General features: G+C 49.4%; 15 protein-coding genes. 13 read left to right on the top strand and 2 right to left on the bottom strand.

The window, feature by feature from the left end:
- Nucleotides 1-10: 10 nt before the first annotated feature.
- The gene (locus SHEWANA3_RS14305; RefSeq protein ID WP_011717600.1) at nucleotides 11-244 is read right to left on the bottom strand and encodes a DUF1289 domain-containing protein; all 234 of its coding nucleotides are present in this window, start codon (nucleotides 242-244) and stop codon (nucleotides 11-13) included.
- A gap of 331 nt (nucleotides 245-575) precedes the next feature.
- Between SHEWANA3_RS14305 and SHEWANA3_RS14300 the strand changes: the two genes are divergently transcribed.
- The 13 genes from SHEWANA3_RS14300 (at nucleotide 576) to SHEWANA3_RS14240 (ending at nucleotide 15,690) form a co-directional block, all read left to right on the top strand.
- Complete coding sequence (locus SHEWANA3_RS14300) at nucleotides 576-1,946, top strand: methyltransferase (protein ID WP_011717599.1); 1,371 nt, start codon at nucleotides 576-578, stop codon at nucleotides 1,944-1,946.
- A 254-nt stretch (nucleotides 1,947-2,200) separates the two neighbouring features.
- The gene (locus SHEWANA3_RS14295) at nucleotides 2,201-3,250 is read left to right on the top strand and encodes a 3-oxoacyl-ACP synthase III (protein WP_011717598.1); all 1,050 of its coding nucleotides are present in this window, start codon (nucleotides 2,201-2,203) and stop codon (nucleotides 3,248-3,250) included.
- A 170-nt stretch (nucleotides 3,251-3,420) separates the two neighbouring features.
- Nucleotides 3,421-4,383, top strand: coding sequence for an alpha/beta fold hydrolase (locus tag SHEWANA3_RS14290; RefSeq protein ID WP_011717597.1), 963 nt, complete (start codon nucleotides 3,421-3,423; stop codon nucleotides 4,381-4,383).
- Complete coding sequence (gene oleC / locus SHEWANA3_RS14285; protein ID WP_011717596.1) at nucleotides 4,383-6,209, top strand: olefin beta-lactone synthetase; 1,827 nt, start codon at nucleotides 4,383-4,385, stop codon at nucleotides 6,207-6,209. The genes SHEWANA3_RS14290 and oleC overlap by 1 nt, the downstream gene beginning before the upstream one ends.
- 142 nt (nucleotides 6,210-6,351) lie before the next feature.
- Nucleotides 6,352-7,479, top strand: coding sequence for a 2-alkyl-3-oxoalkanoate reductase (gene oleD / locus SHEWANA3_RS14280; protein WP_041412679.1), 1,128 nt, complete (start codon nucleotides 6,352-6,354; stop codon nucleotides 7,477-7,479).
- 71 nt (nucleotides 7,480-7,550) lie between these two features.
- Complete coding sequence (locus SHEWANA3_RS14275) at nucleotides 7,551-7,790, top strand: DUF3624 domain-containing protein (protein ID WP_041413092.1); 240 nt, start codon at nucleotides 7,551-7,553, stop codon at nucleotides 7,788-7,790.
- 472 nt (nucleotides 7,791-8,262) lie between these two features.
- Entirely contained in the window at nucleotides 8,263-9,240 is a 978-nt protein-coding gene (locus tag SHEWANA3_RS14270) for a TerC family protein (RefSeq protein WP_011717593.1), read from the top strand.
- 167 nt (nucleotides 9,241-9,407) lie between these two features.
- Nucleotides 9,408-10,937, top strand: coding sequence for a hypothetical protein (locus tag SHEWANA3_RS14265; RefSeq protein WP_011717592.1), 1,530 nt, complete (start codon nucleotides 9,408-9,410; stop codon nucleotides 10,935-10,937).
- Between the two features lie 488 nt (nucleotides 10,938-11,425).
- Nucleotides 11,426-11,731, top strand: coding sequence for a hypothetical protein (locus SHEWANA3_RS14260; protein ID WP_011717591.1), 306 nt, complete (start codon nucleotides 11,426-11,428; stop codon nucleotides 11,729-11,731).
- A 272-nt stretch (nucleotides 11,732-12,003) separates the two neighbouring features.
- Nucleotides 12,004-13,725, top strand: a complete 1,722-nt coding sequence (locus tag SHEWANA3_RS14255; protein WP_011717590.1) for a phospho-sugar mutase — start codon at nucleotides 12,004-12,006, stop codon at nucleotides 13,723-13,725.
- Nucleotides 13,726-13,877: 152 nt separating this feature from the next.
- Nucleotides 13,878-14,261: a VOC family protein gene (locus SHEWANA3_RS14250; RefSeq protein ID WP_011623292.1), complete on the top strand. Its 384-nt coding sequence runs from the start codon at nucleotides 13,878-13,880 to the stop codon at nucleotides 14,259-14,261.
- 171 nt (nucleotides 14,262-14,432) lie between these two features.
- Complete coding sequence (locus SHEWANA3_RS14245; RefSeq protein WP_011717589.1) at nucleotides 14,433-14,882, top strand: GyrI-like domain-containing protein; 450 nt, start codon at nucleotides 14,433-14,435, stop codon at nucleotides 14,880-14,882.
- A 109-nt stretch (nucleotides 14,883-14,991) separates the two neighbouring features.
- The gene (locus SHEWANA3_RS14240) at nucleotides 14,992-15,690 is read left to right on the top strand and encodes a YafY family protein (protein WP_011717588.1); all 699 of its coding nucleotides are present in this window, start codon (nucleotides 14,992-14,994) and stop codon (nucleotides 15,688-15,690) included.
- A 47-nt stretch (nucleotides 15,691-15,737) separates the two neighbouring features.
- Here SHEWANA3_RS14240 and SHEWANA3_RS14235 read toward each other — a convergent pair whose 3' ends face one another.
- On the bottom strand, nucleotides 15,738-18,593 hold the full coding sequence (locus tag SHEWANA3_RS14235) for a TonB-dependent receptor (protein WP_011717587.1): 2,856 nt from the start codon (nucleotides 18,591-18,593) through the stop codon (nucleotides 15,738-15,740).
- Between the last annotated feature and the right edge of the window lie 73 nt (nucleotides 18,594-18,666).

Here is an 18,666-nt window from a genome sequence, read left to right as displayed (position 1 = left end):
GCCTGAACTTTCAGGCTTTTTTCGCAAGTCGAGCCTCGGCTTCCAGCCATTTAGCGCGGCTTAGCACCTGTTGATTTTCGTCGCCTTCGAAATGGGCTTTGCGGGCGGGAAGTTGCGCGATAATCGCGGCGTGTTCTGCATCGCTGGCATCGCGCCAAGCGACAATCTCATCGATATGGCGAAAACAGCCCATGCAATAATCTTCATCATTTAAGCCGCAGCGGGCGACGCAGGGGGAGAGCATAGTTTTCCTCTTAACTCGTTTTCGTTTTCGTTATCGGGTTCAATGGGTGAAGTCACAGCGTTAAGGCGTATCCCATGCTTACAAGTGAGTAAAGCAGGCTGACAAAAATTGTGGCGATACTAGCAGCTTTAGCCGCCATTTGGGCAGTGATATTAAGTAAAATGCACCTTAATATTCGTAAAGGCTTAATGACGGCATAGTTTTCTAACTGACGGCACAGTTTTCAAAATAGTTTTCAAACTGGTTTTAAAAACAGTGTTGTTGTGAAGACTTGACGGCTAAGGCCAATAAGAGAGTCAAGTGGAACACTTCAAAGTAAAGCAAATTTAGTATGGCAATTAAGCGCGATAATCATACGCTCGGCAACTGTAATAGTGACAGTCAAAACACGCTCAAGGCGCACTTTATCCAATTGGATAAGCTGCTTGAGCAGAGCCGCGCCCTGTGGCAAGTGCGTGCCTTCGAGGCAAAAGCATTGCCTTGGGAGGCACAATTCCCAAGGCTGGCAACCACCCTTTGGTCGCTTGATGATGCGATGCTCGATACTTTGGATGCCGAGCAATCGGCGTTAGTCGATGCCTTATCTCCCGCACTCACGCAGGATCTTGCCGCGTTAGGCTTAGACTGGGATCTGTCTTTACTCCTATCCTCCTATGCCGAACTTTCGCAGGGCTCAGATATTGATTCAGATATAGGCTCTGACATCAGCTCTGACGATATTGAAACAGCTACTTCACCTCGTATTGAACTTACCGAGCTGGCTCACTTTAGCGCTCATATAAAAGGCCGTAAGTGGGAGCAGATCACTGCCTTTGTGCAGCATTTGCCCGATGCGGGATTGCCCGTGCTCGAGTGGTGTGCGGGTAAAGGGCACTTGGGCCGTTTGATTGCCAAAGCACGTGGTGTGGATGTGTTAAGCCTAGAGTGGCAGGCTATGCTCTGTGAAGAGGGCCAAGCTTTTGCCGATAAATGGCATTTATCACAGCGCTTTATTTGCGCCGATGCTTTCGCTATAGAAGATAATGCTTGCGACAATTCCGCTCATCAAACCAATCCTTTTTGCGCTCAGCAACAGGCGGTGGCGCTGCATGCCTGTGGCGATTTGCATGTGCGTTTACTGCAATTGGCCGCAGCGGCGGGCACACAGGCACTGGCGATTTCACCTTGCTGCTACCATTTAATTCAAGCTAATCAATATCAAGGCCTATCGACACTCGCTAAACACAGCGTCCTGCGTTTAAGTCGCCATGATTTGCAATTGCCTTTACAACAGAGCGTGATTGCCAATCCCAAACAACAGGCGCTGCGACATCAGGAAATTGCCTGGCGGCTGGGGTTTGATGCGCTGCAACGAAGTTGCCGTGGTATAGATGCTTATCTACCCTTGCCCGCAATAAAGCAAAGCCAGCTGAGCGGCGAGTTTGCCGAATTTTGCCACTGGGCGGCGACGCAAAAGGCGGTTACCTTAGCCGCAGATTGTGATTTTGACGCTTGGCTTGAGATAGGCAAACAGCGACAAAGGTTAACCCGGCGCATCGATTTGGCCGCGCATTTATTCCGCCGAGCGCTGGAGCTGTGGTTAATTCTCGATCGCTGCTGTTTTTTGCAGGAAAGTGGCTATCGGGTAACCCTGAGGGAATTTTGTGCAACCAGCGTGACGCCTCGAAATGCGCTGATTTTGGCGCAAAAATCGAGCGATTGAAAAATAATTTGAATGATGAGGCCATACTTGCCTGTTTTTTATGAAGTATTTCTTTATTAGTTCATTTTGAATTAACGGATAGGCGGCATGATCTGCACAAGGGCTTATAAGCTCTGTGAGACAAGTCTAAGACGAAAGATGGTTTTTTATTGAATCATCGGGCTTTTCTTGTTCAAATGTCGCCTTAATGACAAATAACAACTAAAAACTGACCTAAAAGATCAGTGATCTTAGTGAGCGAATAAAACAGTTTCATGAAATATTCCCGCGTATTTATTAATAGCCTTGCCTATGAACTGGCACCTGTGGTGGTTTCCAGTAGTGAGCTAGAATCTCGCCTCGCGCCTCTATATCAAAAATTTCGCATTCCTATGGGGCAACTTGCGGCGTTAACGGGCATTACCGAACGCCGTTGGTGGCCTAAAGGGCATCAATTATCCGATGGAGCGATTAAAGCGGCGCACAAGGCGATAGCAGAAACGGGAATAGAAGTCGCCGAACTGGGCGCAGTGGTGTACACCGGCGTTTGCCGTGATCAGCACGAACCCGCCACTGCCTGTCGGATTGCGGCGGCCTTAGGTGTGTCGAAGGACACGGCGATTTACGATATCAGCAATGCCTGTCTTGGGGTGTTATCGGGCATTTTAGACATTGCCAACCGTATCGAGCTTGGCCAAATTAAGGCGGGCATGGTGGTGTCCTGCGAATCGGCGCGGGATATTGTCGATGTGACCATTGATAATATGCTGGCCGACCCGACCATGCAGAATTTTGCTCAGTCGCTGGCGACCTTAACCGGCGGCTCTGGCGCGGTGGCGGTGATCCTGACCGATGGCAGTTTACCGCTGACGAATGTGCGTAAGCATCAGCTGCTTGGCGCCTCCCATTTATCTGCGCCGCAGCATCACCAACTGTGTCAGTGGGGCTTACAGGAAGTAGGGCACAATATTTACCGTGAGTTTATGCGTACCGATGCGGTGACCTTACTCAAAGAAGGGGTCGAGCTGGCGAAGCATACGTGGGAGCATTTCCTCGCTCAGCGAAATTGGTTGGTCGAGCAGGTCGACAAAGTGATCTGCCATCAGGTCGGCGCTTCAAACCGCAAACAGGTCTTGAGTGCGTTAAACATTCCGCCTGAAAAAGAATTCCCAACATATCAACTGCTTGGCAATATGGGCACAGTCTCTTTACCCGTCACTGCGGCCATGGCACATGATCAAGGCTTTTTACGCCCTGGGGATCAGGTGAGCTTTTTAGGTATCGGCAGTGGTTTGAACTGCATGATGCTGGGTATTAAGTGGTAGTTTTCCAAGATTGTTATCTGCCTTAGCCGACGCTTGAGAGCAAGGTTTGCTAGGGCATTTTTATGCTTATTGGTTTAGCGATGGGCATTAGCGATGAGCAGAGGTAAAGGCGAATTTACCTGCACAGGCTGCCAATACAAAAACAATTAGAACAAAAGATAGGAAGCGTCATGTTAGACACTCTGTTGCCGTTTAAACGTCATTTTCTTAGCCGTAATGGCAACAAGCTGCATTACATCAATGAAGGCCAAGGTGAGCCTGTCGTCATGGTGCACGGTAATCCAAGTTGGAGTTTTTATTACCGTAATCTCGTGAGTGCCCTTAAGGATACTCACCAGTGTATCGTGCCCGATCATATTGGTTGTGGCTTGTCGGATAAGCCGGATGACAGCGGTTACGATTACACCCTTAAGAATCGCATTGATGATTTAGAGGCGCTGCTCGACAGTCTAAAGGTAAAAGAAAACATTACCTTAGTCGTCCACGACTGGGGCGGCATGATAGGCATGGGCTATGCGGCGCGTTACCCTGAGCGCATTAAACGTCTGGTGATTTTAAATACTGGCGCCTTCCATTTACCCGAGACTAAGCCTTTACCGCTGGCGCTGTGGATCTGCCGCAATACGCTACTCGGCACAGTATTAGTGCGTGGTTTTAATGCCTTTTCATCGATTGCCTCCTACGTTGGGGTAAAGCGTCAGCCGATGTCCAAGTACATCCGTGAGGCCTACGTCGCGCCGTTTAACTCATGGGCAAATCGGATTTCGACCCTGCGTTTTGTGCAGGATATTCCGCTAAAACCGGGTGACAGAAACTATCAACTGGTGTCGGATATCGCCGCCAGTCTGCCAAAGTTTGCCAAGGTGCCGACACTGATTTGCTGGGGTTTACAGGACTTTGTGTTCGATAAACACTTTTTAGCCAAATGGCGCGAACATATGCCCCATGCACAAGTGCATGAATTTGCCGATTGTGGTCACTATATCCTCGAAGATGCGAGCGATGAGGTGATTACCCATATCAAACACTTTATGGCTGAGGCGCAAACGCCTGAGCCAGAAGTACAGCCCGTTGAAACGGAACAGGTCGCAGAGCCTGAGGCAGAGACTCAAGCGCCACAGGCCGCACATTAATGGCTAGGGTGGAGGATGCGCAGCTCGGCCATGGGACATCTAGCGTCGAGCAAGCAAGCGATGCCAATATTTGTCGGCATTTAAAGCAGGCCGCCCATCACATTCCCCATCATCTTGCGGTTGCGGTGCAACAGGGCAAGGGTAAATCCCTTGCCAATCTGACTTACCAAGAACTCGACTTTATTAGCCTCGATAAACAAAGCGATGCCATCGCCTTCGCGCTCAATGCCCATGGGCTGACGCGGGGGATGAAGGCGGTGCTGATGGTCACCCCGAGTCTGGATTTTTTTGCGTTAACTTTCGCCTTGTTCAAGGCGGGAATTATTCCCGTACTGGTTGACCCGGGCATGGGGATTAAAAACCTTAAGCAATGTTTTATTGAAGCTGCGCCCGATGCCTTTATCGGGATCCCTAAAGCCCATATCGCCAGACGCTTATTAGGCTGGGGCAAGGGCAGCGTGAAGCACCTTATCAATGTGGATGGCAATCCAAGCGGACTGGCAGGCACTTTATCGCGCGTACTCACGGGCGCGCCAAGTTTAGCGACGATACTCTTATCAACTGCTAAGTCGTTTACAACGAAGGCATCTGCGGCAAACTTGCCGGAACAGGGCGAGTACCCAATGGCACTGCTTAGGCATGACGAGATGGCGGCGATTCTGTTTACCAGCGGCAGCACGGGGACGCCGAAAGGCGTTGTCTATAGTCACGGCATGTTTGAGGCGCAAATTCAGGCGCTAAAGCAAGATTATGGCATTGCACATGGTGAGCGTGATTTGGCGACATTCCCGCTATTCTCCCTCTTTGGTCCTGCGCTCGGTATGGCATCGATTGTACCTGAGATGGATGCCAGCAAACCTATTACGGCCAATCCTGAATTTTTATTTGCCGCCATTGAGAAGTACCAATGCAGCAATATCTTTGTTAATCCAGCCTTGCTTGAACGTTTAGGTCGCGCCGGTGAGCAAACCGAATCGAAAAAGCAGCACAAACTCAGCAGTGTGAAACGCGTGATTTCCGCAGGGGCGCCCGCGACCATTGCCTCGATTGCCCGTTTTAGCAAAATGCTCGGTGTCGGCGTGCCTGTACTCAACTCCTACGGCGCCACTGAATCCTTACCCATCAGCATGATCGCCAGCGACGAACTATTGACCACGACTCAAACCACGGACAATGGCGGTGGAATTTGTGTCGGCCGCGCCATCGATGGTGTCAGTATCGAGATTATCGGCATCACTGAAGCTGATATCCCTGAGTGGGATAATGGCTTGCGTCTTAACGCGGGGGAAATTGGCGAGATAGTGGTAACAGGCCCTATGGTGAGCCAGTCCTATTATCGCCGCGAAAAGGCAACGACGGCGGCCAAAATTTGGGACCGCGAGCGGCAAACCTTTAGGCATAGAATGGGTGACCTTGGCTACCTGGACGACAGCGGCCGATTGTGGATGTGTGGCCGCAAAGCCCATAGAGTGGATGCCACCCAAGGCGGGCAGTGTATTAAACGTTACTATTCCATTCCGAGTGAGCGTATTTTTAATACCCATCCGAATGTGAAGCGCTCGGCGTTAGTGGGGATCAAAGTGAAGGGGCAAGGTGGCGTGTGTGAGATTGAACCACTCATCTGCATCGAGCTTGACCAATCCTTGGTGTGCAATAAGAGCGCGCAGCTCTATCAAGAGTTGATGGCGATTGCCGAGCAGTATAGCCAAACTCAGGGGATTCGGCGTTTTCTCATTCATCCCGATTTCCCCGTGGATGTGCGCCACAATGCCAAAATATTTAGAGAAAAATTAGCCGTTTGGGCGCAATCGCAAACCAAAGGCTGATTTCAATTTAGCTAATTTTTAACTTAAATAGGGTCGAACTTTCGACTGTTTGTTCGTGGTATGTTTTGCCGCGAGAGGTGCCTTGTTGCACTTAATCACTGAATTGAATACTAAGATGACACTCACTGTCACGGAATGCGATATGACTGACAATCCTGTTGTTCTTCAAGCCGATACTACGCCAACTGGCCGCCCTGATAACCTCGCTCAAGCAGGCTTTGATCCGCGTGAACAAGCCGCGCTTTATGCCTTGGCGGCTAAGGTCAGCCATGCCTTTGTGACTGGCGCGGGTGGATTTTTGGGTAAGGCCATTTGCCTACGTTTGGTCGCGGCTGGGATTAAGGTTACTGGGTTTGCCCGTGGCCATTACCCTGAGCTTGAAGCCCTTGGTGTGACTATGGTGCAGGGGGATTTAGCCTATCCTGAGCAAGTCAAACAGGCGATGCAGGGTTGCGATATCGTGTTTCATGTGGCCTCAAAAGCGGGTGTCTGGGGCGACAGAGACAGTTATTTTTGCCCCAATGTGAAGGGCGCCGCTAATGTGATTGCCGCTTGTAAAGCGTTTAAAATCAGTAAACTAGTTTATACCAGCACTCCTAGCGTGACCTTTGCGGGTGAGGATGAATCGGGTATCGATGAGTCGACGCCCTACGCCAGCCGCTTTTTAAATTATTATGCTCACTCCAAGGCGATTGCCGAGAAGATGATGCTCGATGCCAATCAAGCATCGATAACCGCGTCGGCGTATGCGTTAAAGACAGTTGCCTTGCGGCCGCATTTGATTTGGGGGCCTAATGATCCGCATCTGGTGCCTCGGGTGCTCGCCCGCGGTCGTTTAGGTAAGCTCAAGCTGGTGGGGCGCGAGGATAAACTGGTCGATACCATTTATATCGATAACGCCGCCTATGCCCATATTTTGGCGGCCGTGGAGCTTTGCCAAGTCTCGCCTAAGTGCCAAGGCAAAGCCTATTTTGTCAGTAACGATGAGCCTGTGACTATGGCCAAGATGCTGAACCTCATCCTAGCCTGTGATGGCCTCCCGCCTGTGACCGCGCGAGTGCCACAGACCCTAGCCTATGTGGCGGGCGCTGTGTTAGAAACGGCGTATCGACTGCTGAATAAACAAGAAGAGCCGATAATGACGCGCTTTGTCGCTAAACAGCTTTCCTGTAGCCATTATTTCGATATCAGCGCGGCAAAACGGGACTTTGGCTATCACGCCTTAGTGTCGATAGAAGAGGGGATGAAGCGCCTTAAGGCATCACTCTAGTGCTTATTTAGCACAGGGCAAACTTGGTGATATCCTATGCCGTCACGGTAACTTACTGGATTAAAAAGTTAATGGCCTGCGACGATTGTAATACTTCGATTTTTCGGCAAAAGATTGGCCGCTGCAAACGCTGCATGTGGCAGTTGACCCTGCTGTCGCTTATCGGTTGGCCTTTGTGGTGGTCTCTCTACAGTGACGCTCCTCGAGAGGTCAACGCCATCGCTTTACTGTTTTTCTGCTTAGCCTTTAGTGGCCTGTTGTTACTGCATCTTGTGGTATTAGTCGCGCGCCGTCTACTCGGGCGCGAATAGTTTTTTACTTCTCATCGAATCACTTTTTCATTCCTTGTGGCGAGTGGTCACGCTTACCATTCTCGCTATTTCAAACGGCTATTCTTACCCGCGAACTTTTTCATTTTCGCTTAATGCTCAAGTGTTACACAGTGCGCTGAAACACCTCGCTTTTCACTGCGTTAGCGACAAATACCATCGATTTGTGTCTGCTAAAGCGTGAGTAGTGATGAACTCACGCGATTATTTTACTCACGTGACCCCGTGAGGGCTAGGGCTAGGTTTAAATTTGAACAGAGTACAACAAATACTCAGATGATAGAGCCTTGCGTAACTAGTTGTTTTGGCTGCGTAGTATGGATTTAAAAAAATTTTAATCTGACATTTTAAGGTTTTTACCCTGTTTCACTGTTTTTGGTATCGCCAAGTACTAAGATCGAATGTGGCGATGGAGCCGAGAAAACTCGGTATTTTTTAGGTTTTAGGGAGTGTTATGGAGTTTTTAACCACGCTATTTGTGGGTTACCCAATATGGGTTTGGTTAATGTTTTTTGGCTTTGTGCTGGCATTGTTAGCCTTCGACTTAGGTGTGCTACATAAAGAGCAACACGAAATTACCGTGGCAGAGAGCCTTAAATTATCGGCCTTTTACATTTGTATGGGTCTGTTGTTCGGCGCTTGGTTATGGTGGTATAAGGGCTCGACCGCGGGGATGGAATACCTCACGGGTTACCTTATCGAAAAATCCTTATCTATGGATAACGTCTTCGTTATCGCGCTTATTTTCAGTAGCTTAGGCATTCCTCGTTTGTATCAACACCGAGTGTTATTCTGGGGGATCATGGGCGTTATCGTGCTACGTGCGATTATGATTGGCTTAGGCGCGGCGCTGGTAGCGCAATACCAAGGCGTGTTGGTGTTATTCGGCCTGTTCTTGATTTTCACGGGTATTAAGATGCTCTTTTCCGATGATGAGCATGGTGATATCCAAGATAATAAGTTTTACAAATGGTTACGCTCCAAAATGCGTTTTACGCCAAGCCTTCATCAAGAGAAGTTTTGGGTAAGGGGAGAGGAGCATCAACTCAGCAAAGGCTGGTGGGCAACGCCTCTGTTCTTGGCGTTGATCTTAGTCGAAACCGCGGATCTGGTGTTTGCAGTGGACAGTATCCCTGCGATTTTTGCGATTACCCAAGATCCCTTTATCGTCTATACCTCTAATATTTTTGCGATTTTAGGTCTGCGGGCATTGTATTTCGCCCTCGCGGCCATGGTGCATCGTTTCGAGTACCTCAAGTATGCGCTATCGGTGGTGTTAGTATTTATCGGCGTGAAAGTCGGACTGGTATACTTTAATCACGAAGGCATTGTGGACTTTAAGATCCCAACGGCCTTATCCCTTGGCGTCACCTTCGGCCTCTTGCTGGCGGGGGTATTATTCTCCCTGTGGAAGACGCGCGAGCAGAAGTAAGCCTAATCACTTTTTGATGTCTCAAGGCCATTTAGCCCATGCTAAATGGCTTTTTTACTATCTACCGAAGGCAAAATCGTGACTTGGAAAATTAGTCTATGCTTAATTGGCATTGCCAAGGTGCGGTGCAAACCCTAAAGATGACGAATACTTTCAAGGATGAAGCTATGAAACTACCTCTTGCGAGTCTATTGATTGGCGCTTTGCTGGGAGCCAATGCCCACGCCGCTGGATCTCAAACCGGCCAAACACCAGCCCCTTCAAGTTCCACTTGTACGGGAACTTACCCGAGTTACTTTCAAGACCCGGCCTTTACCAAAACTGGCATGTGGGATAACCAAGTAATCATCAATCAGGCCTATCCAGGTTGGAAGGGGCCGATTTTTCAGTTAAGTGATGCCTACTCAGCAGCTAAAGCCGATCAGGAAATGCCATGGCTCAAGTTCAATCCCTTCGATAAAAATCTCTCTGAAAAGGATAAGAATACCCAAGCGTGGAATTATCTTTGGGCGGTTATGCAGTATATCCAAGCGGGCAATATCGACAGTGGCGACATCAATTCCGACTGGGATCTGTGTAATAACAAGGTACGTGCTTGGTACCATATTCCTTATCAAACCTACGATCCCATGAGCGGACGCGAATTTATTCATGGATTAACCCGTGAAGCCCCAGTCACTATGGCGGTGAAAGACCAAGGCGATATTAAAACCACCATGTGGGCTGTAGGCTTTTATAACCCTCAGGCCGCTGGCAGCTTGGCTAAGGTGTGGACGGGGGCTGCTGCGCCTGTGATGCCCCAAGCCAATTTTGCCTTTAATGAAGGCAGTGTGATTGGCAAATTGTTGTTTACCACGGCGACACCCAATAATTATCCCTTCTTAGAAAATGTGCCTGTATGGCAAGCCAATATCAGTTCGAGTGATTTCTGTGAATGTAAAAATGCCGATGGTAGTGCCTGTAGCTTCCAGCAAGAAACGGAGCAGTGTCCCCGTTCGATCGCCGATGTGTATTTGCTACAGTTTGATATCGCGGTACGTGACAGTCGCTCCCCGGTAGGCTGGGCCTATGGCACCTTTGTGGCCGACGGTCAATTTAAGGCAAAAGAGAAAAATCCGTGGAACCGGATCTCACCCCTTGGACTTATGTGGGGCAATGATACTCCTCCTGCAAACGTAGGCGCGGCGGCCTTTCCACAAAACCCAGTGTCAGGCCTTAAAGATAGTGCGGTGTTTCAAGAGGTGGTTGGACGTTTAAATGAGAAAACCAACGCAGGGCATCTAGGTTGTAATGGCAGGCTAAACGGTCCGGCGGATAATGCGTTAAGTAGTTGCTTATCTTGCCATCAAACAGCTTCTGTGCCCGATAGCAGCAACAATACCCCGGCGATTATGTACCAATTTGCTTCTTATCAGGAGCCTGGAAGCGGTCAATGTATGACGACGCCGAGTAAGCTCGATCTGGCGATCGACCAAGTGTACTTTAAATCCTTCCAATGCTCTGAATCCTTCAATGGTCCTAAAAATATTGTGCCACTGCCGCATTATGCGCAGGGACAGACACAATGGATCTCCACGGATTTTTCCTTGCAGCTGAGTATCAGTCTGACCCAGTGGCAGGAATGGCAACAGGATCAGGAAAATCTGAAGAAGAATATTAAAGTGCGAGTGTTTGATGGCACGCTGCCTTCACGTTAAGGGATATCTATAAGGTGTTGTATTTAAAGATTGCTGTAGGAACTAGCCCCAATCAATACAAGCAAAAACTGGCGCCATAGTGCGCCAGTTTTTATTCGGTTATCCCAAAGATGGGTTGTGAATTGCCCTAGTTATCGGCCGATGAAATAATTTCTATTTGCGGTTTTCGGTTTGGTAAAAGTGCGCAAACTGTTCTATTTTTCGTATAGGCAGACGTTTGGTTCGGGCTTCCTTTCTACCTGAGTAATCGTTCGCATAACAGCGCACTGAGCCAGATATATAGAGTCTGTTTTCATCAATTTTGTACTAATAACAATAAATTATTAGCACCATCAAATTTGTGGCTTAGCTCATTATCTAGCGGAATGGGGACACGGTTTTGCTCATTCTAAGATGTTGAGCATTACGCCACGCCATCATTACAAATAATCGAACAAATGACAGCGAGCCAGGCCGTTATTGCCTAGGGTCGTACGAGGAGAAAGATCATGTCTATGGTGAGTGCGAAAGAATTCGCCCATTGGCTAAAGAATCGCTTCGAGGGTGTTGAAAAGGGCGTGAGTTTAACCCGAGAAGATATTAATCAGCTGACCGGGCGCCAAAATTTTTCATTGGTGTTTGTCCATGATATTCACTACGAGTTGATGCGTTTCGGCATCGCCTTTGTGACAGACACTGGGCGCGATACTTACTATCTTGTGCGGGTTTTCGATAAACCTTGGCGCAATCAATTGGAGCAGGACTCTGAAAAGGAGCTGTTTTCTAACGTAGTGTCGATTAATTTACTGCGTTAAGACGGCAATTCGTGGCATTTATCTGTGCAATTTTGCTTGAGGTGGTGAGTGCTTTCGCAGCACCACAGCGCGCGGCTGTGCAAGTACGACAGCCCCTGTTGCATAAGGATTAACAGGGTTAATAAATCGCGTCTTTGCGTGACTTTACTTCTCCTAAGTTCGTTACACTCTCCCTCTTTACACTTAAATCCGTTGTGAAAAGTGCAAATTCGCTTGTTCTTCGGCATGGATTTTCCTAAGGTGATTGAAAATGATTTTCACTGAGGCCCCCTATGAATACCCATTTGCAATTACAGGTTAAGCATTGGCTCGAAAATGACCCCGATCCCCGCACTCAGGCACAACTGCAAGCCTTAATCGACGCCGGAAATGACGCCGAACTCGAGGCTCGTTTTGCGGGACGTTTAGAATTTGGTACCGCCGGATTACGCGGTGTGGTGGGCGCTGGTCCTATGGGCATGAATCGCCTAGTGATCCGTCAAACATCTGCTGGGCTTGGTGCCTATTTACTCGAACAAATTAAAGATGCCGCAGAACGTGGTGTCGTGATTGGTTACGATGGCCGCCATGATTCACGCACTTTCGCCCATGATACCGCCAGTGTGCTTACCGCGATGGGTATTAAGGTGCGCCTCACCGCCAAAGTGGCGCCAACGCCGCTGGTGGCCTTTGGGGTTAAGCATTTTAATGCCGCTGCGGGCATTGTGGTGACCGCCAGCCATAACCCGCCACAATACAATGGCTACAAAGTGTATTGGGAAAACGGCGCACAGATTATCCCGCCCCATGACTCTGGTATCGCCGCTAAGATTGAGCTGGCGGCAACTCAAGCTATTCCGTTTATGGATCAGGTTGAGGCGACCAAACAGGGCAAGCTTATCTGGTTGCAGGACGATTATTACGAAACCTATCGCCGCGGCGTGATGCACGCCAATGTGCTGCAAAATAACACTGCGCCCGAAAAAGTCAGCCTTGCCTATACCGCCATGCACGGTGTGGGCGCTGAAATGGCGGAAACTGTGCTCAAGGATGCGGGTTTTGCCCAAGTGTATTCGGTGGTGGCGCAGCGCGAGCCCGATGGGGATTTCCCAACGGTTAACTTCCCTAATCCGGAAGAAAAGGGTGCGATGGACTTAGTCATTGCCGAAGCGAAAAAGCATGGCGCCATGCTCGCCTGTGCCAATGACCCCGATGCGGACAGATTTGCGGTTGCAGTTCGTAAGGATGATGGCGAGTATCAAATGCTAACGGGTGACCAAGTGGGTGTGCTCTTTGGTCATTATCTGTTAAGCCATGCGAGCAAGGAGCAGCGTCTGGTGGGCACGACTATTGTCTCCTCCAGTCTATTATCTAAAATCGCTAAAGGCTTTGGCGTTGAAAGCTATACCACGCTCACCGGTTTTAAGTGGCTGATGAATGTGGGAATTGCGCAGAGTCAGCCTGATAACCAATTCCTGTTTGCCTACGAAGAAGCCCTGGGTTACACGGTCGGTAACATGGTGTGGGATAAGGACGGCTTGTCGGCTCTCGTCGCCTTTGCCCAATTAACCGCCGAGCTTGCCGCTAAAGGGCAAACCATTTGGGATAGACTCGAGCAGATTTACCGCGAGCAGGGTTTCCATCTCAATGCTCAAGTTAGCATTGCCTTAAAACCCGACACGCCTAATATTGGCGCGTATCTGCGTGAACATCCACCGCTGGCAATTGGTGAACATGCCTTGGTGTCGACCGATGATCTCAAGGCATTAGAGCGCCGTTTTGCCGATGGTAAGGTTGAGAAAATCAATCTGCCCGCCAGTGATGTATTAACCTATCGCTTAGCCAATGGCGCGCGGGTTATAGTCAGGCCGTCAGGCACTGAGCCTAAAATCAAGTGTTACTACGAGGTGGTCGAACCTATGACGGCGCAAGACACCTTAGCCAGCGCCCAAGCACGGGCAACTCTGGCGATGGAGGCGTTTATTTCAGCCCATCAGGCGAGCCTGCCTAAATAAGCGCCTTGAGCGCACTCAATAAAATCGCTTCACTCAAAGGCTACTGACATGATGTTGTCAGTAGCCTTGTTTTATTCTTGTTGTCGTCCGCTGGTGAACCACATTTATAACATGATGAATCATCGGCATTTTTCAACAAGGAGAAAGTGAAAATGTTATCAATTGCACCGTTAGTCTGGGGTGAAATTCCTGTCAGTGATATGGATCGTGCCATCGCTTTTTATCAACAACATTTCGGGGTTGAATTTAAGCGTGACGATATGGAAGACATGCAATACGCGACGCTCGTAACAGAGGAAGAAGGCGCCGCCAGCATTGGTTTGGTTAAATGCAGCATGAGCAAACCGTCGATGGAAGGTAGCACTGTATACCTGCATTTCAGCGCACAATTGCAACCTTTAGTGGATAAACTCGTGGCCGCCAATGTGACTATGCTATTACCTGTGACGCCTATCAAAGACGGCGGTTGTGGCTATATAGCCCTGTTTGTGGATAGCGAAGGCAATAAGGTCGGTCTCTGGTCGCAAAATCAGTAATGTAAACCCTGCAGAGTCGTGCCTTGGCACGGCTCTTGGTACTGATTTTTAAGCAGTTCTTTAATTCAAGTGGATAAAGTCAGTTCTGCGGATAAGAGCGATATGCAATAACGTCTCGCGATGGACCTTAAACAAGCAACAGCAAATTTCAGTGATGAAGGTGAAAGGATAATGGAACAGGTTTTTATGGCGGCTCAACCTATGCTTGGGCTGAGTACGCGCACCAATAATAGCGCCGAAATGGCGGCTGAGGGCGGCAAGATTGCAGCGCTTTGGCAGACATTTTTTGAATCATCACAACTCACGGCGATGCTCGACTCTCCCATGTATGGGGTCTACTACGACTATGAATCCGATATGACGGGAGACTATTCGGTTTTAGTGGGGAAAAGTGTTGAATCTGTCAGCGAGACCGGCACTTTTACGGCGTTGCAGCTGCGAGAGGGAAACTACCTTAAGTTCAGTGCGCAAGGGGAAATGCCCCACTGCGTGGTTGACCTTTGGGGACAGATTTGGCGCTACTTTAGTGCGCCTGATTGTCCGCATCAGCGTGATTATCAAACGGACTTTGAAGTGTATCGAAGTGCCGATAAGGTCGAGATTTATATAGGGATCGTGTAGGCCAAATTCATAACACTGTGCCAATACACTATCGCTTGGGCTAGCCCACTTTAGCGGGTAAGATCCCTTAACTTTCGCAGCAAGCCAATTTGAAGTGTGATTACTGTCCATGCGCCGTGCCGACCGCCTATTTCAAATAGTGCAAATTCTTAAACATCGACGACTGACGACCGCCCAAGAGCTGGCGGATCGTTTAGAAGTCTCGACCCGCACCGTGTACCGCGATGTGCAGGATTTGTGTTTGAGCGGCATTCCCATTGAAGGGGAGGCGGGCGTGGGCTATCTATTGCGCCACGAAGTGAATGTGCCGCCACTGATGTTTAACGAGGCCGAATTAGAGGCGATTCAAGTCGGCATGCGTATGGTGCAAACATGGGGCGGCAAAGAGCTCGGCAGTGCGGCGCGTCAGGCGATGATAAAAGTGGAAGCCGTGCTACCTAAGCGTTTGCAAGCCTATCAATCCTTGATGTTTTCGCCGGATTTTTATTTAGATTCCAACGAGTTTCAGTTTCTCGATCCGCTGCGTAATGCGGCACAGCGCCGTGAATACGTCAAACTCTTCTATCAAGATGTGAATAAAGCCCTGACCGAGCGCGAAGTGCGGCCGCTGGCCATCTATTTTTGGCGTGGCACTTGGACCTTGCTGACCTGGTGTGAGTTACGCCAAGATTTTCGCAACTTTCGGGTCGATCGTATCACAGGGTTATTAAGGCTTAACCGCCATTTTGACCCGACGCCCGGGCAGGAATTAGAGGATTATATTTGCCTGATGGACGCTCAGATGCGCGAGCGTGAAGCTGAAAAATAAAGCCACTCATTGAGTGGCTTTATTGTTGTTAAATTTACGAATTTTGCTTAGAAACTGCCGCGGATCCCGAGGGCGATTTGGGTGCCAAAACGCTCAAGGTAATTCACTTGGTCTTCATACTTCACATAACCTGAATAGCGGTTATTGGTCAGGTTAGAAGCCTCGGCGAAAATCGACACATTTTCGAAAATATCATAACTCGCGCTAGCATCGAGCTGGCCGTAGTCTTGGATCCAAGCTGGACCACCCCAAGCTTCGGGATCGACGAGGAACTTACTGCGCCAGTTATAGGCAACCCTAGCCTGCAGGCCGTATTGCTCATAGTAAAGGACGGCGTTGTAAGAGTTTTTCGACATGCCCTTAAAGGGTAAGCCTTTCGCATCGATTTCGGGATCATCGTAGCTGCTGTCCACATAGGTGTAGTTCAGCTGGAAACCTAGACCATTAAAGGGTTCTGGCAGGTATTCGTCGAGGGATTGTTGCCATGCGGCTTCCACCCCTTGCACTTTGGCACCGTACTTACCCGATACGGGTTGAGTGACATAATATTCAGTCCCTTCAACCATTTGAGGCCCTTTTTCGTCGGTGATAAAGGATTCAATATCTTTGATAAAGATGGCACCGCTCAGTGAGCTACTCTCGTGGAAATACCATTCGAGGGAGATATCCCCTTGGCGCGCCTTTTCGGGGGCGACGCTCGGGTTACCGCGTGTCAGTGTCGGTAAACCATTCTCACGGGTCGTGAAACTCGGTGCAGCCCACACACGCAGTGCATACAGTGACGGACGGCTTAACACTTCGGCGGCGGAGACACGAAGCAGCAAGTCATCCTGCAGATTGAGCTTAAAGTTCATGCTCGGCAACACATTGGTATAGCTATCGTCGTAACTGGCTTGGACGACGTTTTTCCAATCGTTGTTGGTGGGTTGGCCGGCACTGTCTAATTCAACCTTCGCCAAATCATAGGCATAACCGTCGGAGGTGACTTTGGTCTGGCTAGCTCTGAGGCCTAAGTTCAACATATAAGGCAGATCGAAAATTTCCTCTTCGATATTCACCTGCACATAGGCGGAGGTCACAGCCTCGGTGACTTCATAGCTCCCCGCCTTATTGAGGCTAGCGACAATGCTCTTATCCGCCGCTTCTTGGTTAATGCTGCGGTAGTATTCAAGCAGTTTGTCGTAGTCGAAGCTTGGCCAAGGCTCTGGGGAGATACTGTTTTCACCATCGAGGAAGTTATCGAAGTTGGCCGGCACAAATACGCTCGAAGGAATTTGGAACAGTTCAAATTCACCCTGGGTAAAGACAGTGCTGTTATCGAAGGTATAACCGTCGCGGGTGAGGTAATAGCCACCTCGACTGAATTGACTGGAGTTAGCGGAAGCAAATTCGGTCTGCTTTTTCACTTGCTTGACGTAATTGACGCCAAAATCGACCTTGCTGATGATGCCTTCATCGGGGATGTATTGGCTAATCAGTTTAATGTCGGTAATTTTATCGTCCACATCGACGCCACTGTTACGGCTATAGTGGGCGCCGTATTTTTGATCGGCGCTCAGGCCTGGGCTTATCACTACATCGGGCAGCATATTGCCACGGGTGTAATCGATGTCGATGCCGTCGACAAAGCCACGGGCCACCACGAAGCGGTTATCGCCATTATTGGCATTTTGCGCGGCGGAGTAGGCGACATCGGCGGTAATCGACCAATTGGGCATGACATACCAGTCGGCCTTAAGGCCCATTTGGTAGGTATCGGTTTTTCTTGGGGTACTGAGGTTGAGCAATTCAACCATAGTGTTATCGCCCGTTTGGTTCATGCTCACCACACGACCCTGATCGTCAAATATGGCGTCGGTAAATAGCGGTGTGCCCGGCGTCCATTCTTCGTCGTAGTTCACGAAGCCGATTTGGTATTTATGGCCATCGGTATTGTAGCGCGAATAGAGACCGTCGAAGTTGATGTCGAGATTATCCAGTGGGCGCCATTGTAGGGCGAGTGTGCCACCTACGCGTTCACGCACGTCTTGGGCGTTTGCAAAATACATATAGCTTGGGATCTTAGAGGCATAAATCTCACCTGGGTCGATCACGCCGTTATTGTTGGTATCGACTGGCACCCCGGCACTGTCGACGCCCCAGCCTTCATCTTCATCGAAGAAACCTTCGGCCGAATAGGTATCTGCCCGCAGGGTTTTACGGGAATATACCGCCGAGACCAGCGCGCCAAAACTATCGTCATCCGTCTTATCACCAATGATCAGTGAAGCGTGGGGATGAATGTCCTCGGTACGGGATTCGTAAATACCCTTAGCGGAGGCTTGAATGGTACGGCCTTCTAAATCCAGCGGTTTACGGGTTTGGATATCGACGATAGCGCCAATGCCACCTTCGGTCAGTCTGGCTTCGGGTGACTTATACACCGCCAGCACATTCACCAGCTCAGAGGCGATGGTGTCGAAGTTAAAGTCTCGGCCCGCATTTTCTGAGGCTAGTTTACGGCCATTAAGAGTGGTGACGTTATAACCATCGCCAAGGCCACGAACCAGAATATTTTGTCCTTCGCCGCCGTTACGGGTAATGGTCACCCCGGGAATGCGCTGTAGCGCCTCGGCTAAGTTTTCATCTGGAAATTTACCAATGTCATCGGCGACCACAAGGTCGACCACGCTCACGGCATTCTGCTTTAGGAACATCCCTTCCTTAATACTGTTTCTGATCCCTGTTACCTGAATGCGTTCGACCTCGGCATCCTGGGCTTGCGCAGTATCCTTCGCTTGAACTTGCTCTTTCGTTTTGGTTTGTTGCTCTGCTGGTATTTCATTGGCAGCGCTGTGAGTTGCTGTCAGAGCCGCTGCGATAGCTAGGGCAATCGCGGCAGGCTTGGTGGTTAAGAGTTTCATAGTATCCCCGCATGAGTGTGATGCACGGTCATTGCCGTGTCTTTTAATACAATTTCGAAAGCGAAAGAAACTG

This window comes from Shewanella sp. ANA-3 (assembly GCF_000203935.1).
Taxonomy (GTDB): Bacteria; Pseudomonadota; Gammaproteobacteria; order Enterobacterales; family Shewanellaceae; genus Shewanella.
Note: the sequence above shows the minus strand (reverse complement) of the source record. Positions and strands in the feature narration are given on the sequence as shown.

Excerpts from the sequence above, each read along its gene's own strand:
- SHEWANA3_RS14305 (WP_011717600.1), bottom strand. The coding sequence starts at position 244 with ATGCTCTCCCCCTGCGTCGCCCGCTGCGGCTTAAATGATGAAGATTAT.
- SHEWANA3_RS14300 (WP_011717599.1), top strand. The coding sequence starts at position 576 with ATGGCAATTAAGCGCGATAATCATACGCTCGGCAACTGTAATAGTGAC.
- SHEWANA3_RS14295 (WP_011717598.1), top strand. The coding sequence starts at position 2,201 with ATGAAATATTCCCGCGTATTTATTAATAGCCTTGCCTATGAACTGGCA.
- SHEWANA3_RS14290 (WP_011717597.1), top strand. The coding sequence starts at position 3,421 with ATGTTAGACACTCTGTTGCCGTTTAAACGTCATTTTCTTAGCCGTAAT.
- oleC (WP_011717596.1), top strand. The coding sequence starts at position 4,383 with ATGGCTAGGGTGGAGGATGCGCAGCTCGGCCATGGGACATCTAGCGTC.
- oleD (WP_041412679.1), top strand. The coding sequence starts at position 6,352 with ATGACTGACAATCCTGTTGTTCTTCAAGCCGATACTACGCCAACTGGC.
- SHEWANA3_RS14275 (WP_041413092.1), top strand. The coding sequence starts at position 7,551 with ATGGCCTGCGACGATTGTAATACTTCGATTTTTCGGCAAAAGATTGGC.
- SHEWANA3_RS14270 (WP_011717593.1), top strand. The coding sequence starts at position 8,263 with ATGGAGTTTTTAACCACGCTATTTGTGGGTTACCCAATATGGGTTTGG.
- SHEWANA3_RS14265 (WP_011717592.1), top strand. The coding sequence starts at position 9,408 with ATGAAACTACCTCTTGCGAGTCTATTGATTGGCGCTTTGCTGGGAGCC.
- SHEWANA3_RS14260 (WP_011717591.1), top strand. The coding sequence starts at position 11,426 with ATGTCTATGGTGAGTGCGAAAGAATTCGCCCATTGGCTAAAGAATCGC.
- SHEWANA3_RS14255 (WP_011717590.1), top strand. The coding sequence starts at position 12,004 with ATGAATACCCATTTGCAATTACAGGTTAAGCATTGGCTCGAAAATGAC.
- SHEWANA3_RS14250 (WP_011623292.1), top strand. The coding sequence starts at position 13,878 with ATGTTATCAATTGCACCGTTAGTCTGGGGTGAAATTCCTGTCAGTGAT.
- SHEWANA3_RS14245 (WP_011717589.1), top strand. The coding sequence starts at position 14,433 with ATGGAACAGGTTTTTATGGCGGCTCAACCTATGCTTGGGCTGAGTACG.
- SHEWANA3_RS14240 (WP_011717588.1), top strand. The coding sequence starts at position 14,992 with ATGCGCCGTGCCGACCGCCTATTTCAAATAGTGCAAATTCTTAAACAT.
- SHEWANA3_RS14235 (WP_011717587.1), bottom strand. The coding sequence starts at position 18,593 with ATGAAACTCTTAACCACCAAGCCTGCCGCGATTGCCCTAGCTATCGCA.